The following is a 16,484-nucleotide window of genomic DNA, read 5'->3' as shown; positions in this document are numbered from 1 at the left end:
CTCATCATTTTCGTCAACTATTAAGCGTTTACACAAAAGACGCAAAACGGCGTATCATTCGGGAAAACCCTAGGATTGAATTAGCCCGCGCGAATGCTTGTCCATTGCGCGGGTTGTTACGTCCTGGGGTTTCGTCGATTCTCTTTTCCCTTCGCAATGTCAAACGACGCCCGCACCCCTACGCAGTTTGCGACGACGCTTCAAATCGTCTCGACCGTGTTCTTCACGTTCCTCTGCTATCTGACGATTGGCTTGCCGCTCGCGGTGCTGCCGTCGTTCGTGCATGTGGACTTGGCTTACAGCTCTGTCATTGCCGGTCTGGCGATCAGCGTGCAGTACTTGGCGACGTTGCTTTCGCGCCCGTACGCCGGTCGCACGGCCGACGCGTGGGGTCCGAAACGCACGGTGCTATGCGGTCTGGTCGCCTGCGGCGCATCGGGCTTGCTCGTGGCGCTCGGTGGCGTGTTCTCCGGCGTGCCGTGGCTCTCGCTGGTTGCGCTGATTCTCGGGCGTCTGGTGCTGGGCTTTGGTGAAAGCTGGGTGTCGACCGGCGCGATCATGTGGGGCATCGGGCAAGTGGGCCCGGCGAATACGGCGCGGGTGATCTCGTGGAACGGCGTGGCAACGTATGGCGCGCTGGCGCTGGGTGCGCCGCTCGGTGTGGCCCTCGACAACGCGTACGGTATCGAGGCATTGGGTGGCGCGATTGCGTTGTCGGGTGTCGTTGGTTTGCTGCTGGCCCGCATCAAGCGTGCGACACCGGTGATTCATGGTGAGCGTCTCGCGTTTCGTGCGGTGCTGGGCCGTGTGATGCCGTACGGCATGGGGCTGGCGTTGGGCTCGATCGGGTTCGGCGCGATCTCCACCTTCATTACGCTGTACTACGCCAGCCATCATTGGGACAACGCCGCGCTCGCACTGACCGCGTTCGGCGTGTGCTTCATGGGCGTTCGGCTGGCGCTGGGCAGCAGCATCGCGCGCTTCGGCGGTTATCGCGTGGCCATGGTGTCGTTTGCGCTGGAAGCCTTCGGCCTGATCGTGCTTGGCGTGGCCCCGACCGGCTTTACGGCGTTGTTGGGCGCGGCACTGGCGGGCGCGGGCTTCTCGCTGGTGTTCCCGTCGCTGGGCGTGGCCGCAGTGAATCTGGTGCCGGCGCAGAATCGCGGCGCAGCGCTGGGTGCCTACTCGGTATTTCTGGATGTTGCGCTGGGCGTGACCGGGCCGGTCGCCGGCCTGATCGTCGGCGCCTATGGTTATGCCGAGGTATATCTGTGTGCTGCCGTGGCCGCCATTGCTGCGGTGCTGCTCACGGTCTGGATGTCGCGTGCCGCGCGGGCGCGTGCGGCCAGTGAAGCGCAGGAAGCCAGCGAAGCGGGCAAGGCGGCCAACAGCGCCAAAAAAACGCCACAGGCCGCGTAATTACGCAGCGATCCCCCCCAACTGATTCCCAACGTATCACCGACCCACTTTCCCTTGCGTGGCCACGATCGCGGCCAGTCGTTTGATGAGTGATGGAATCCGCGCGGCGTCCGTATCGCCGTAGCCGATGACAAGGCCGTTGTCGGCCGGTTGCGGATCGAGCGCGAAGCTCGACAGGGCACGCGGCCCCATGCCTTCGCGCAAGGCGGTTGCCACGATCGTCTTGTCGTGGAACGCGGGATCGAGGCGTACCGTGAGATGCAGGCCGCAACGCTCGCCGATGACCGCGTATGCCGGGTCGAAGTGTTCCGCAAGCGCTTCACGCAGGGCCGTCTGGCGCTCGCGATACAGGCGTCGCATGCGGCCCAGATGCCGCGCGAATTGTCCGCTTCGGATGAAGTCTGCCAATGCCAGTTGTTCGAAACGATGCCCGCCGCGAAGCAGTTCGTCGAGGGCGTCTCGCGTTTGCGCGGCCAGTTGCGTCGGCAGGATCAGAAAGCCGAGCCGCAGCGCGGGAAACATCGTCTTGCTGAACGTGCCCACATAGACCACCGGTGCATCGGGCACCATGCCTTGCATCGCCGCGATCGGCTCACCTTGATGGCGAAACTCGCTGTCGTAATCGTCTTCCAGAATCCACGTGCCGTAGTGGCGTGCCTGTGCAATGAGATCGAGCCGGCGTGACGCCGACAGCACACTGCCCAGCGGATATTGGTGTGATGGCGTGACGTACACCAGACGCGGCGTCGACGCGGCCCATGCGCCCGGCGGAATCACGATACCTTCATCGTCCACGCGCATGGCCTGCAAGCGCACGTCGCTCGCGTGAAAGGCGGCTTTTGCGCCGCGATAGCCCGGGTCTTCCATCCACACCGTGTCGCCGGGGTCGGTGAGCAGACGCACGCAGAGAATTAGCGCCTCGTGGGCACCTTCCGTGATGACGACTTGTGAGGCGTCGCAACGCACGCCGCGAGAGATACGCAGGTGCTCGGCGATGGCTTCGCGCAGTGCGGGTTCGCCCAGCGGATCGCCGTAGTGATAGTGACGCGGTTGCGCTTCGCGCATCACGCGCTCGAGTGTGCGGCGCCACGTACTGGCCGGAAAGCGCGTGAGGGAGGGCACGCCGGGCACGAAAGGCAGGGGCGATTCATTCGCCCGTGCCGCGTGGCTTGTGGCGGGCAAGCGCTGCACCCGGCGTGAAGCGCTTGGCGCGGCAGCAGGTGAGTCGCCGACGTGGGGCTCGGGCGTCTGGTGCGCGACGTCGGCGCTCGTAGTTTTGGCGACCACCGCGTCTTCAGCCGATCTGCGGCGGGCCGATTGTCTGGCGGCTTCTTCGGCGACACGCGGGTCGAGCGAGAGTTGGGCGACACGGGTGCCAAGCCGGTGCGGCACGATGAAGCCTTCGGCGGCCAGTTGGTCGTAGACGATCGACACCGTGTTACGCGAGACGGCGAGATCTTCCGCGAGCGTGCGCGAGGCCGGCAGGCGTGCACCGGCGGGCAGCCGTCCTTCGAGAATCGCGTGCTTGAGCCGGGCGAGCAATTGCTTCTGGAGCGAGAGGCCACGTCCCGTGCCGGTGTTCAGCGGACTGTCGAACAGCGCCGCGACATTCTCGGGCCCGGGATCGTTGTGGATCTCACTGGCGTGCTTGGCGGATGCGGGCATGACGTGGCACCATTAGATTGCATGATTGTGGTGCTTTTTATCGTACCACCAATGCGTTACTTTGGTGTCGTGACACTTGCGTCCATCACGTTCCTGGAGAGGACATTCATGACCGAAGCACCGTTGTTCAACGAATACGACCAACCTATCGGGCCGCCGATGCCGGATTGGACGCCGCGCGCACAGCCGCCCCGCACGCCGATCACTGGCCGCTACTGCCGTGTCGAACCGCTCGACGTGGAGCGTCACGCGAAGGACTTGTTCGACGCCTACGCAAGCGCCCCTGACGGGCGTGACTGGACTTACCTTGGCGTGGGTCCGTTCGCCGATTTCGATAGTTATTACACGCATGCCACCAAGCAGGCCGCGTCCACCGACCCGATGCACCATGCGGTGATCGATCTGGAGACGGGCAAGGCCGTGGGCACGCTTGCCCTCATGCGCATCGACACGGCCAATGGCGTGACCGAAGTGGGGCACGTGGCGTACTCGCCGCTGCTCAAGCGCACCCGGGCGGGCACGGAAGCCCAGTATCTGTTGCTCAAGCGCGCCTTCGACGAGTTGGGTTATCGCCGTTACGAATGGAAGTGCGACGCGTTGAACGCGCCATCGCGCCGGGCGGCCACGCGCTACGGCTTCACGTTCGAGGGCATCTTCCGTCAGGCGATCATCTACCGAGGCCGCAGCCGCGACACGGCGTGGTTCTCGATCACGGACGGTGAGTGGTCTGCCATCAGCCGCGGTTTTGCGCAGTGGTTGTCGCCGGAGAACTTCGATGCCGAGGGTGAGCATCGGGCGAGTCTGGCCGAACTGATTTCGGCCGCGAAGGGATGACCTTCCGATAGAAAACGCCCCGCTGGAATTGCTTCCAGCGGGGCGTTTTGTCGTTCAGAGACTGGCGTTGCGTGTTGCGGTATTGCCCGCCAGTCTCGCCGGGTTCGCGGGGTATTACCCCGGGAAGAACGCGTACTTCAACACGAACAGCACGGCGATGACCCATGCGGCCGGGTGCACGTCCTTCGCACGGCCCGTGAACAGCTTGAGCACGGCGTAGGAAATGAAGCCGAATGCCAGACCCGTCGCGATCGAGTACGTGAACGGCATGGCGAGGGCGGTCAGGGCGGCCGGGGTGGCTTCCGTGATGTCGTCCCATTCCACGTCGAGCAGTTCGCGCAGCATCAGGCCGGCCACGTAGAGCAGGGCCGGGGCCGCGGCGTAGGCCGGGACCGAACCCGCCAGCGGCGCGACGAACAGTGCCAGGATGAACAGCCCGGCAATGGTGAGGGCGGTGAGGCCCGTGCGACCGCCGGCTTGCACGCCCGAGGCGCTTTCCACGTAGGCGGTGGTGCTGCTCGTGCCCAACAGCGAGCCGAAGAAGATGGCGATCGAGTCGGCGAACAGTGCGCGTCCCAGCCCCTTGTATTGGGTGCCTTCGAGCAGACCGGCGCGCTTGGCCACACCCATCAGCGTGCCGGTGGCGTCGAACACTTCGACCAGCACGAAGGCCAGAATCACGTGCACGAAGCCAGCGTGCAATGCGCCGGGAATGTCGAGCTGGAGGAACGTCGGTGCGAGGCTCGGCGGCATGGCGAACACGCCCTGAAACTGGTTCAGGCCAAGCACCATCGAGAGCACCGTCACGACGAGAATGCCGATGAGGATGGCACCCCGAATGCGCAGCGCGTCGAGCACGGCGATCAGGAAGAAGCCGAAGATCGCGAGCAGCGCTTGCGGCGAGTGCAGATCGCCGAGGCCGATCTTGGTGGCCGGGTTGGCCACGACGATGCCGGCGTTACCCAGCGCGATGATCGCGAGGAACAGACCGATACCGGCCGCGATGGCGCAGCGTAGCGATTTGGGTACCCCGGCAATGAGCCACGATCGCACCCCAGTCACGGTCAGGATGATGAAAATACACCCCGAGATGAAGACTGCGCCCAGCGCTTGCTGCCAGGTGTAGCCCATGGCCCCCACCACGGTGAACGCGAAGAAGGCGTTCAGGCCCATACCGGGCGCCATGCCGATCGGGTAGTTGGCCACGAAGGCCATGATCACCGAGCCAATCGCTGCCGCCAGACACGTCGCCACGAACACGGCACTCTTGTCCATGCCGGTGGTGCCGAGAATGTTGGGGTTGACGAAGATGATGTAAGACATCGTCAGGAAGGTGGTGAGACCCGCCACCATTTCTGTCCTGACATTGGAGCCATGCTCCTCGAGTTTGAAGAATTTGGTCAGCAACGTGCGCTCCTATTCACTTTGTTATGCCGTCGTCCGTGTGCAGCGGGGGCGCGCGCATTGTACTGCGCGCGCGCCGTGCTGCCGAGTTTGTCAGAACTTGGTGCGCATGCCCACCCCGAAAGTATTGCCGGCTTCCAGCCCCGACACCTTGTCGTTGAGGTAGGCGGCATACAGATCGGTGCGCTTGGAGAGGTTGTAGTCGTAACCGACGGCCCACGTGTTGCGGCTCACGTTATTGGCGCCGGTGTTCTTGGTATAAGCGTAGGACGCCATGACACTGCCGCCACCGAGCGGCACCGACACACCGAACTGGCCGCCGTTGGAGGTGAGGTTGCCGCCGGTGATGTTGTTCTTGATGTACTGATACTGGCCGTAGAGCTTGACGATCTGGAAGTCGTACGTGAGACCGGCCTGCAACGCTTGTTGATTGCGGAAGCCGGTAATGCCGGCCTGATCGTCGGGCGTCGAGTCGAATTTCACTTGCTGGAACGCGACGGTGGCAGCAAGCGGGCCATGGAAGTACATGGCGGCGGCGCTCCACTTGTTCTGGCCGGCTTCGCCCGCCTTGTTGCCGAAGGCGTACGAGAAGCTTGCGCCCAGACCCTTGTAGTCGGGCGTGGCGTACATCACGCCGTTGCTCCAGCCGGAGTCACCCACGATGCCTTGCCCGGATTGGCCAAGGAACGTGTGATAGACCATCGGGCTGAAGGTATAGGAGTCGACAAACGGGTTGAACAGAATCGTCGACACAAAGTACGACGTGGTCAACCGGCCCATCGTGACGGTGCCGAGCGTGTTCGACTGGAGACCGACGTAGGCGTTGCGCGAGAAGAAGCTGTCGCCCGTGTAGCGGCCGTAGTTACCGTTTTGCGGCAGGAAGAAGTCTTCCAATACGAAGATTGCCTTGAGACCGTCGCCCAGATCTTCGCTACCTTTCATGCCCCAGTACGACGTGGACATGCCGCCGCCGCCCTGCGTCCATGCCCGCTCGCCGCCGGGTGTTTTAGCCGCGCCGACCCAAGCGTCGACCTGACCGTAAAGCGATACGTTGGATTGTGCTTGTGCCGCCCCTGCCGCCGCACCACAAACCGCGAGGGCGAACGCGCCCCGCAGCCATCCCGCTGCCTTGCTCATGAATGTGTCTCCGTCTCGTTTTGATTTATGCGTGCGCCTTGTGCAGTTGTTTCACCGATGCATTTCAGGGGCACGCCCGAGTCATTGACACTGACTTCACGTTGCGCGGTATCGGTGCTGCTTTAAGGCGTGATCATTATTATCAAGACGGTAATGTCGAAATATCATCGGGGTTTGATACTCGGTATTACGTTGTGAACGGCATACGGCGCGGGTTAACACCGAAGTTTTCTTGGAAAACTTTCAAAAAAATGGCCGTCTCTGTGGGCGGCCTTAAGTCTTTTGAATCGTAGTGCGGATTCGCGAGCGTGTATGAGCAGGGTTACAGGGGTATTGCCAGAGTCGTTGGGGCGGCATGCGCAGTGACGCCAATGCTGATGTGATCACCCCCTTGGGCACGGGTGGCGAACGCGCAAAGCGATTGCACTAGCTGGTCGCGTTTGATATCACGCGAAGCGGCGGCGGGATGGGATTCAGGGGCGTCCCATTTGAGGCATTCGTGCGTGTTGGGGTCGCGAAGACACTCGTAGGGGATTCCCTTCTGATCAAGATCGATGCCGGGCTGGGCAGAGCCATAGACTGCACTCATCGCATTATCTCCAAGTGGTGTCCTGAGAGCCTCTACGACAAGATTGCGTTCGCGGCTCACGTTCAATCTGTCACGCAAACCTGGCGCTGCATTCTGATTCACTTGAACTTGGGAGTCGTCATTGCGGTCATGTGAAAAATCATCGCGGGCGCGCTGGGAAATGGGCGTCTAATGCAACGCCGTCGGGACATGCACGATAAATAAAAAAAGGCCGTCGCTATGGACGGCCTTAAGTCTTTTGAATCGTGGTTGCGATTCGAAAGACGAGCAGGAAATCTGATGCTTGCTTTTTGCTGTTCGCTATTTTGTGAAAATTTCAATTCTTCGGTTGGTTGGCGTCTGACCTACGCATAACGTTTGCGGTCTGCCGCCGGTACGGTCCCCGTTTTCGTCGCTCCCCGTTACTCGCTTTGGAAAACGGGGACCGCACCGACGGCCATCTCCCTACCTCCGCATCGTCGCAACCGATCGCGTTACCCGCTTCGCCGCGCTTCTCCCTCTCTCTCATCCCGATAACACCGCCTTCTCCAACGCAAAGGGTCTCGCCAGTCGTCCCCACGTGCTTCGCATCTGCTGGTGACGACCGTCGAGACCCTCGCTCCTCCCGATGTCGTTCTCCATGCCCGGTCCACCTGGGTCTCCGTAGTGAACACCCGTGGGACTCAACGCGAAGCGGGTCTCCCAAAGCGATCACCTGACCCGACCGGGAGTAGGGAAGTACCGCGGGGATATCGAGGGTCTCGGCGACCATCCCCAGCAGATGCAAAGCACGTGGGGATGGGCGACGAGGCCCTCTGCGTTGGAGAAGGCGGTGTTATCGGGATGGGGGAGTCGGGGAGCATGGAGACGCGGGTGGGGCGATCGGGTGCGACGTTGTGATCGCGTGTGACGAGCCGTCGGCCCGGTCCCCGTTTTCCAAAGCGAGTAACGGGGAGCGACGAAAACGGGGACCGGGCCGGCGGCAGACCACAGGAGTGTGAGTCGCCGGGCCTCGGTGCATCGCAAAGATCATCGTTAGCCACGAACGCCGTAAGCCAAACGCCACCGCTCAACGCACCGCGCGCCAATCCGCGTTATGCGCCGCCAGCCAGCTCTCAGCCAATTGCGGATCGCCGTGGTTGTTCGGATGAAACCCCGTCGACATGTACTTCAACATCGGCCCCGTGCAACGCCACACCACGCCATCGCGGCCGAAGAACATCGTCGTGAATCCCCACCACGTACTCGGTTTGAATAACGAGCCGTCGCGCCACAAATTGCTGATCGTCTGCGCATGGCTTTCCAGCGCGAACATCATCAACACATACACGTACGTGAGAACGCGCATCCGCTCGCTGCCGCCCAAGGCGCGATACAGATCGAACGCCACCGCCTTGTGCTCGGTCTCTTCCGCCGCATGCCAGCGCCACATCAATCGCATCTTCGGCTCGGCCTTCGCCAGCCAGCGGTCGTAACGCAATGCGCCATCGCCAAACACCGCCGTGCAATGCTCATACGCCGCCGTCACGGCCAGCATGTACATCGGCGAAAGCTTTCGACGCCGCGCAAATTGAATCCGGCGCGTCGCCCAGTTTTCCCAGTGATTCACCAAGCCCTGTTTGGTCAACTGCGCGTTGTACTGCCCGTGGATGTGACGGTGCGTCGCCTCCTGCCCGATGAACTGCGCAATGTCGGCGCGCAGCTTGTCATAGCGCGAATCGTCGGGCAAACGATCCATCGTGTCGCGAACGGAATCGATGAACGACTGCTCCCCAACCGGGAAACTCATCGACAACGCGTTGTAGTACATCGTGCGGTAGGCGTCCCCACTGTGCCAGTGGCGCTCGAAGCCACTCGCCAGATCGACCGTAAGCTTGCGAACGGTAAGGGCTGAAGTGTCTGTGGTCATGGCGCTTGCCTCTTAAATGTCTCAAACGGTTGGGCGGAACCGCAACGGCCGCCGTTTTGTGGCACCGGCATGTCGTCACTTGAATTCCTCAACGAATGTGAGCATTATTCATTTCTTGCGCACTTTGCCGCAACTCGCTTCCCGCTCAGGTTTTTCGACATGTCCACACCCAAATCGCCCGCCCCGCTCAATGCCCCGTCCACCATGCGAAAGCGGCCGATGCAGGCGCGCGCACAACACACGGTGGAGACCATTTTCGAGGCCACTGCTCAGGTTCTTGATGAGGAAGGCGAGGGTGCGCTGACGACCAATCGCATTGCCAAGAAGGCCGGATTCTCGATCGGCACGCTGTATCAGTACTTCCCGACCAAGGAAGCCATCCTGCTCGCGATGATTGCCCGCGAACGCCGTCGGGTGATGGACGAACTCAACGAACGGCTCGCGCGCGCAGCAGAAGAGGGCGCCGACCCGGAGCGCGTGATTCGCGAGCGGCTGCGCGTGCTGATCGAAGCGTTCGGCTCCGGCGGCCGCGTGAAGCGCTCACTTATCAAGATGGCGTGGCAACTCGATCATCACGAAAACATCATGCAGGCACTTCGCGAAGCCTCGGAACACATTGCCATTGCGATGGCCCGACGCGATGCACCGGGCATGCGCCCGCCCACCGCCGCGACGGTGTTTGTGCTCACCCGCGCCGTCATGGGCACGCTGCGCTCGGCAGCGCTCGAAGACTCGCCATTGCTTGGCACTCCGGAATTCGAAGACGAGCTTTACCGGTTATGCTGGGGCGTTTTGCGCGCAGACGCTTGATTGTCGTCTTGGTGTCGTCTTAGTGTCGTCTGAAGGTCGTTTGCGTGTCGTTTAAGTAAGGCTTGGGTGTCTTCTCTCCCATCGCACTAAGGAAACGCATTCCATGGGCGAAATCGTCAAGGCGGTAAGCATTCTGGCCGGCGGCGTCGGCATCTTTCTGGTCGGCATGTCGATGATGTCCGATGGCCTTAAACTCGCCGCCGGACCAGCCCTTGAACGTATCCTTGCCGGGGCCACACGCACGCGCTGGCAAGCCTTCGCCTCCGGTGTACTGGTCACCGCCATCACGCAGTCGTCGTCAGTCGTGACGATCGCCACCATCGGCTTCGTCAACGCTGGCCTGCTCAAGCTCGGCGGCGCGCTCTGGCTGATGTTCGGCTCGAACCTCGGCTCGACGATGATGGGCTGGATCGTCGCCGTCATCGGCCTGAAATTCAATATCGATGCCTTCGCCCTGCCGATGATCGCGGTCGGCGTTGCCTTGCGCCTCTCCGGTGCAGGCTCGCGACGCGGGGCCATCGGCAATGCACTCGCCGGTTTCGGCCTGCTCTTCTTCGGTATCTCTTTGCTGCAATCGGCCTTTATCGATATGGCCGGCGCGATTCGCATGCCCGACGGGGAAGGGCCACTCGATGTCCTCCTGCAAGTGGTCGTCGGCTTCGTGCTGACCTGCATCGTGCAGTCGTCCGCTGCCGCGATGGCCATTACGTTGACCGCTGCGCAAAACGGCATGCTCGGTGCGCAAGGCGCTGCCGCTGTCGTGATCGGTGCGAACGTCGGCACTACAGTGACCGCCGTCATTGCAGGCATCGGGGCCACCCCCAACGCGCGCCGGGCTGCCATGGCGCACGTCGCGTTCAACGTGGTCGCTGCGGTGGTGGCTCTGCTCCTTCTGCCGTGGATGATCGGCGCGATTACCGCCGCCATGAAATGGTTGGGCTATACCGACGATCCGGCCATCAAGCTCGCCATTTTTCACACGACGTTCAACGTGCTCGGCGTGCTGCTGATGATTCCGCTGGCCACGCCGCTGTTGCACTGGCTACAGCGACGTTTTCGAACGCGGGAAGAGGACGAGGGTGCGCCGCAGTTTCTCGACGACAACGTGCTTCAGGTGCCGCAACTGGCCGTGGAAGCGCTCAAGCACGAAGTGGATCGACTCGGTGATATGTGCCGCCATATGGTGCGCGGCGCACTCCTCGGGACCAGCGCCGGCGTGCTGGCACAAGAGCACGCTTCGGTCACGCGGCTGGGCGGCGCGTGCCAGACGTTTGCGGAGCGCATGAGCCGTGTGGCAATGGAGGCAGCCGCTGCACAGGCGTTGGCCGACACGCTGCGCACACTGCGCTACTACGAGAGCGCGGCGGAGCAGGCCGTCGCCGCTGCCGCGTTGCGTGATCAGACGACCACGGCGACGGGACTCTCGGATGTGTATAACGCCTTTCAGCGCGAAGCGACGGCACTGCTCGACCACGTGGAAGGCGATGCCATGCCCGCCGATGGCGGTCAGTCGCTGACGACGCACGCCGCTGCGATGGAAGCCTCTTACGGCGGACTCAAGGCGAAATTGCTCGCCGACGGCGCAGCGGGCACCGTGCGTATCGCCATCATGGAAGAAGCGCTGCGCCGCTACAGCGCCCTGCGCCGCGCGCTGCAACAAACGGTCAAGGCGAGCACGCGTCTCGCGAGAGGCACTGACCCGATCGACTGACCGGCGGGGAATTTCAGGGGGCGCAGTGCCCCGTGTCAACGTCGCGTGACCTATCGCCGACAGTGAGCGGCGGCGCGAGTGCGCGCGAGGGGGCGGCCAGCACACCGCACCGAGAACGTTATCTACCAATATGGTAGAAAAAATACCAAATTGGTTTGTTGTTGATTTATAGTTAACGCGCGCTGCGTTAGCGGAATCGCTCGTCGAATCCTTTGCGTCGTGGCACCTCCCCCCATCCACTGCCAAGGACTGTTGTGCTGAATTTCATCCGGGACGCGATCGCGCTCATCAAGCGGCACAAGGGCGCGTTCGTCGTGCTCAACGTGACGTTCTTCGGCCTTGTCGGCCTGAGTTTTTACACCGCTGCCGACAAGCCGGAATCGCCGCCTGAGCGCGAGCTGCGCGTGCCGGTCCGGGTCTTGGTGCATCGGCCACTCGTCAAAGCCGGGCGGTTTATTTTCTGCCTGCCGCCATCCGGCCACTGTGGCCGTCGCTGACGAAGTCGCGTGCTAATGCGTGCGGGTGCCTGTTGTTGCGCTGCGTCACCTCATCTTGCGTTACACGAAACGCCCCGCTAGAATCCGCAAATGATTGATGGCAGACGGTGACGATTCATGTGACTCACATGATGATGTGCCGGTGCCACGTAAGCGTTCACGTCAACCAACGCATTCTCCGCGACAGCGGTCGGTCAGTCCGGCTTATCGGTCGAGGGGTGTGCGTTCGTATGTCGACCGCCGGACAATGCCATCCATTGCGCCGGTCCTCTTCCGCGCTGCGCGTCTCCCTTCCCCTGATTTTCCCGATTCGATTTTCCTGACGGCCTCCCGCGTCGCGGTCATTCGACTGCCGGCCTGCATCGCCATTGCTTTGTCGTGTGCGCCGGTCTTACGTGGAGTCTTCTCGCATGTCGTCTTCCGCTGCATCGCCCGCTCAAGCGGCTGCCGCAGCACCCGCTAACGCCACCGCGTTGCTGGTGCGCTTTTCTCTCAACGTGTTTCTCGCGTGCCTGACCATCGGCATGTCGCTCTCGGTCGTGCCGCTGTTCGTGCACGACACGCTCGGGTATCACAACATCGTCGTCGGCTTTGCCGTCGGTATTCAGTCGCTGGCCACGGTGCTCACCCGCAAGTTCGCCGGACGCACCGCCGATCAGCGCGGTGCCCGTGTCGCCTTGAAACGCGGCCTGCTGTTCGTCGTACTGTCGGGCATCGCCTTGCTCGCGACCAGCCTGCTCGTATTGCCCGCCGGGCCGCGTCTGGGCGTGCTCACGGCCGCGCGTTTGCTGCTCGGTGTCGGTGAAAGCCTTGTCATTACGGGCACGCTCACCTATGCCATCGGCAGTCTCGGTGCGCCGCAATCGGGCCGCGTGATGTCTTGGACCGGTGCGGCCATCTTCGGGGCGCTCGCCGTCGGTGCGCCGGTCGGACTCACGCTTTACGGCAGCACGTCGCTCGTGGGCGTAGCGGTTGCAACCTGCTTGCTGCCGTTCATCGGATGGTGTGTGATCGCGCGTATTCCTGCCGTCGCGCCCGCACATCACGCGGGTGGCGCGCTGCCGTATTCGCAGGTGCTGCGCATCGTCTTTCTGCCGGGGCTCGCCCTCGCCATGCAGGGGGTCGGCTTCGCCGTGGTGGGCGCGTTCGTGGTGTTGTTCTTCGACTCGGCGCGGTGGTCAGGTGCCGCGCTGGCGCTGTCGGCATTCGGTCTGGCTTTCGTGCTGATGCGCCTGATCGGCGGGCGCTGGCCCGAGCGATTCGGCAATCTGCGCGTTGCCCAGATTTCGATGATCGTGGAAGCGCTGGGTTTGCTGCTGGTGTGGCAAGCGCCGGGCGCCGGCGTGGCACTCGTGGGCACGGCACTCGCAGGCGCTGGTGCGTCGCTGATCTTTCCGTCGCTCGGTATCGAAGTCGTCAAGCGCGCACCGGCAGCCAGCCGTGGCACCAGTCTGGGAACGTATGCCGCGTTTCAGGACATCGCCATTCTGCTGACCGGGCCGCTGGCCGGTGCCGTTGCCAACCCGTTCGGCTATCGCGCGGTGTTTCTGTGCGGTGCCGTCGCGGCCGTGCTCGGTGCGGTCGTGGTCGTTACATTGCGTGCACGTCGCCGCTGATCCAGCACCCGGCGGCGGCTTCGAGCGTGTCGCGTAGCGTCACGGTGATGGCTGACGGATGCCCCATCGCCACGCCCTGACGCACCACGACGCCGCGCTCGCCCGGGCGCAGCCAACCGAAACGTCGTGCGCCGTAGAGCAGGGCGGCGGCCGCAATGCCGGTCGCCGCATCTTCCGGATATCCCGACGAACGCGGAAACTGGCGGGCCTGCAAGATCGGCAGCGATTTGCCGTCGCCGACATCCTCGCGCGCACACGGATATAACCCAGTGGAGCCGATGGCGTCGCAGGTGGCGAGCATCGTTGCGAAGTCGGGCTGGAGCGCTTGCAGTTGCGCGACGTTGCGTAACGGGATGAGGGTCTTCACGCGGCTCGTGGCGGCATTGCAGATGCCCTCAAGCGCGATGTCGTCCGGCGAGATTCGCAACGCCGCGCAAATGGCGGTGATGGCACTCGCGTCGATGATCGGCTCCGTGCGTCCCGCCGGTTGGCTGACTTCGATGTGCTCGCCGTCTGCTGCCAGTCGGCCTTCAACGATCCCGCTCAACGTTTCGATCCGCACGGGCTTGCCGTCCCAACGCCCCTCGCGACGCAACACCCACAACGACCCCAGCGTCGCGTGGCCGCACATCTCCATCTCGTGATTCGGTACGAAGAACCGGAAACGCCAGTCGTTGCCGCTGTTTTCAGGGGCCATGACAAACGCGCTTTCGTGGCCGTAATGGGCGGCGACACGTCGCATGTCGTCGGCGCTCATTGCATCGGCATCGAGCACGATGGGGGCAGGGTTGCCACCGTTTTCGGCCGCCGGGAAAACGCTGACCAGCGAGACGGCGGCCGGTGCGGGAAGTGAAAACGGAAGTGGGGTGTGCAACGTCATGGGCGTAGGGAATTCGAAGCCATCAGTGTTGAAAGATTACGCTTTGCGCGGAGTGTCCGTAAGTCTCTTCGAAAAGGAATTTCCGGACGCGCGCTAGTCGTCGTGGGTATGTCAGTGCTCGCATGGCCCGTGTGGCATGGCGATGTGCGGTTGACGTGGCGGATAACGGCGTGTCGTGTCAATTCACGTAGAACGTCACATTGTTACGACAAGCGAAACCGCACGCACTTTCAGAAAATAACCATTGACTGAATCAATGCTCGAAGTCGGGCGGCGTTTGTTGGTTTACAATCGCGCCGGCCTCCCGAAAACGAAAGGGGATGGCAGGGTGAGAACCGTGGCGCATCGGCCTATCCGGCTGGGGCGCAACGTCCGGAGACAAGGCTTCGGGCCCCGTGTGACGCATTCCCGTCACGCGAGAATCGTGCGGTCTGTGAGAGCAGTCGAGTAGGTAAGGCAGCGTGATCGGTACGAGTGGTCCGTAGGCACTGTTGCAGTGGCAGTTCTGGCTGCGAGGGCAGCCAAAAGATCGAAGTGGAGACCATGAGTACTATCGCTAGCGGTACCAATACCGGCGCACGCACGCGCGAAATCGAGGCGCAAGCCTACGCGAAAGCCACCTGGCGTTTGTTGCCGTTCCTGTTCCTGTGTTACGTCGCGGCCTACCTTGACCGCGTGAACGTCGGCTTCGCCAAGCTGCAAATGCTGAACGATCTTCAGTTCAGCGAGACGGTGTACGGTCTGGGGGCCGGCATCTTCTTCATCGGCTACTTCTTCTTTGAAGTACCGAGCAACATCATCATGCACAAGGTCGGCGCCCGTCGCTGGATCGCCCGCATCATGATCACGTGGGCCGTGCTCTCGGCCGCCACGCTGCTCGTCAAGACGCCGACGCAGTTCTATCTGGTGCGCTTCTTCCTCGGTGTGGCAGAAGCCGGGTTCTTCCCGGGCATCGTGCTGTACCTCACGTACTGGTTCCCGGCACAACGTCGCGGCCGTATGAACGCCCTGTTCATGATCGGGATTCCTATCGCCGGCGTGTTCGGCGGCCCGCTGTCGGGCTGGATTCTCTCCGCGTTCAATGGCGTGGGCGGATGGGCCGCATGGCAGTGGCTGTTCTTTATCGAAGCCATTCCGTCGGTGATTCTCGGCGTGGTCACGCTGATGTACCTGCCGAACGGCATTCGCTCGGCCTCGTGGCTGTCTGACGAAGAGAAGACGATTCTCGAGAACAACATCGCACAGGACGGCGCGGGCAAGGCGCAGCACTCGATCGCGTCGGTGTTCACCAACCGTCGCGTGTGGCTGATGGCACTGATCTACTTCTGCTGCATGATGGGTCTCTACGGCATCGGCTTCTATCTGCCGACGCTGATCAAGGCCAGCGGTGTGAAGAGCGCACTCGACGTCGGTCTGCTGACCGCCATTCCTTACGCTTGCGCTGTCGTGAGCATGATCACCGTGGCCCGCAGCTCGGACCGCACGGGTGAGCGCCGCTGGCACTTTGCCGTGGTCTCGTTCGCCGGTGCCATTGGTCTGTACCTGAGCACGGTGTGGGGCAATAACGTGCCGCTGGCCATGGTCGCGTTGTCGATCGGCACGGCAGGCATGCTGGCCACGATGCCGGTGTTCTGGACGTACCCGAGCGCGTTGCTCGTGGGCGGCTCGGCAGCAGCGGCCATCGGCATGATCAACTCGATCGGCAATCTGGCCGGCTTCGTGAGCCCGTTCATCATCGGCTGGCTCAAGGACGTGACGCAAAGCACCAACGCGGGGATGTACTGCGTGTCGGCGGCGCTCGCGCTTGGTGCCGTGCTGGCACTCACGCAGTCGAAGGCGCAGGTCAATCGCTGATGCGATTGATGTGAGCGCTCATGTCATCAGTCACCCGGTTTGCGCCGGGTGGCGAGATAAATAAAAAAGCCGGCAATTGGATTGCCGGCTTTTTTATTTGCTGCGTGCGATGCGTTGAAGATCGGTGGCAGCAGAGCGGCCCAGAAGGGCCACCCGTGCTGCAACGTCACGCAAGCATCG

Annotated in this window: 13 protein-coding genes; 7 read left to right on the top strand and 6 right to left on the bottom strand. The window is 62.6% G+C overall.

Translation table 11 applies throughout. The features are described from left to right. The first annotated feature begins 156 nt into the window (after positions 1-156). Positions 157-1,419, top strand: coding sequence for an MFS transporter (locus CDV46_RS01850; protein WP_254915900.1), 1,263 nt, complete (start codon positions 157-159; stop codon positions 1,417-1,419). A 36-nt stretch (positions 1,420-1,455) separates the two neighbouring features. Here the strand turns inward: CDV46_RS01850 and pdxR are convergent, their stop codons facing one another. After that, a complete protein-coding gene (gene pdxR, locus CDV46_RS01845) occupies positions 1,456-3,084 on the bottom strand; it encodes a MocR-like pyridoxine biosynthesis transcription factor PdxR (protein ID WP_087721653.1) in 1,629 nt (542 codons plus the stop codon). A 108-nt stretch (positions 3,085-3,192) separates the two neighbouring features. Between pdxR and CDV46_RS01840 the strand changes: the two genes are divergently transcribed. Then, positions 3,193-3,918 carry a GNAT family N-acetyltransferase gene (locus tag CDV46_RS01840; RefSeq protein ID WP_087721652.1) on the top strand — a complete coding sequence of 242 codons (726 nt, stop codon included), beginning with the start codon at positions 3,193-3,195 and terminating at the stop codon, positions 3,916-3,918. 114 nt (positions 3,919-4,032) lie between these two features. Here CDV46_RS01840 and CDV46_RS01835 read toward each other — a convergent pair whose 3' ends face one another. The 3 genes from CDV46_RS01835 to CDV46_RS01820 form a co-directional block, all read right to left on the bottom strand. After that, the gene (locus tag CDV46_RS01835) at positions 4,033-5,325 is read right to left on the bottom strand and encodes an NCS2 family permease (RefSeq protein WP_058377862.1); all 1,293 of its coding nucleotides are present in this window, start codon (positions 5,323-5,325) and stop codon (positions 4,033-4,035) included. A gap of 90 nt (positions 5,326-5,415) precedes the next feature. Beyond that, a complete protein-coding gene (locus tag CDV46_RS01830; RefSeq protein ID WP_087686718.1) occupies positions 5,416-6,459 on the bottom strand; it encodes a porin in 1,044 nt (347 codons plus the stop codon). Positions 6,460-8,096: 1,637 nt separating this feature from the next. Continuing rightward, entirely contained in the window at positions 8,097-8,936 is an 840-nt protein-coding gene (locus CDV46_RS01820; RefSeq protein ID WP_087721649.1) for a metal-dependent hydrolase, read from the bottom strand. A gap of 159 nt (positions 8,937-9,095) precedes the next feature. Between CDV46_RS01820 and CDV46_RS01815 the strand changes: the two genes are divergently transcribed. The 4 genes from CDV46_RS01815 (at position 9,096) to CDV46_RS01800 (ending at position 13,570) form a co-directional block, all read left to right on the top strand. Continuing rightward, positions 9,096-9,746, top strand: coding sequence for a TetR/AcrR family transcriptional regulator (locus CDV46_RS01815; protein WP_254915899.1), 651 nt, complete (start codon positions 9,096-9,098; stop codon positions 9,744-9,746). Positions 9,747-9,849: 103 nt separating this feature from the next. After that, on the top strand, positions 9,850-11,457 hold the full coding sequence (locus CDV46_RS01810; RefSeq protein ID WP_087721648.1) for a Na/Pi cotransporter family protein: 1,608 nt from the start codon (positions 9,850-9,852) through the stop codon (positions 11,455-11,457). 254 nt (positions 11,458-11,711) lie between these two features. Next, the gene (locus CDV46_RS01805; RefSeq protein WP_087721647.1) at positions 11,712-11,954 is read left to right on the top strand and encodes a hypothetical protein; all 243 of its coding nucleotides are present in this window, start codon (positions 11,712-11,714) and stop codon (positions 11,952-11,954) included. A gap of 410 nt (positions 11,955-12,364) precedes the next feature. Then, positions 12,365-13,570 (top strand): arabinose transporter, encoded by a 1,206-nt coding sequence (locus tag CDV46_RS01800; RefSeq protein WP_087721646.1) that lies wholly within the window; start codon positions 12,365-12,367, stop codon positions 13,568-13,570. Here the strand turns inward: CDV46_RS01800 and CDV46_RS01795 are convergent. Then, complete coding sequence (locus tag CDV46_RS01795; RefSeq protein ID WP_087721645.1) at positions 13,545-14,450, bottom strand: PhzF family phenazine biosynthesis protein; 906 nt, start codon at positions 14,448-14,450, stop codon at positions 13,545-13,547. The genes CDV46_RS01800 and CDV46_RS01795 overlap by 26 nt on opposite strands. A gap of 543 nt (positions 14,451-14,993) precedes the next feature. Here CDV46_RS01795 and CDV46_RS01790 point away from each other — a divergent pair. Then, a complete protein-coding gene (locus CDV46_RS01790; protein ID WP_087686726.1) occupies positions 14,994-16,304 on the top strand; it encodes an MFS transporter in 1,311 nt (436 codons plus the stop codon). A gap of 26 nt (positions 16,305-16,330) precedes the next feature. On the opposite strand, the gene CDV46_RS27015 is transcribed toward CDV46_RS01790, so the two are convergent. Then, positions 16,331-16,474, bottom strand: a complete 144-nt coding sequence (locus CDV46_RS27015; protein WP_176398983.1) for a hypothetical protein — start codon at positions 16,472-16,474, stop codon at positions 16,331-16,333. Between the last annotated feature and the right edge of the window lie 10 nt (positions 16,475-16,484).

This window comes from Pandoraea sp. PE-S2T-3, from assembly GCF_002179965.1.
GTDB lineage: Bacteria > Pseudomonadota > Gammaproteobacteria > Burkholderiales > Burkholderiaceae > Pandoraea.
The sequence above is the reverse complement of the archived record's forward strand: the minus strand, read 5'-3'. Positions and strand labels throughout refer to the sequence as shown.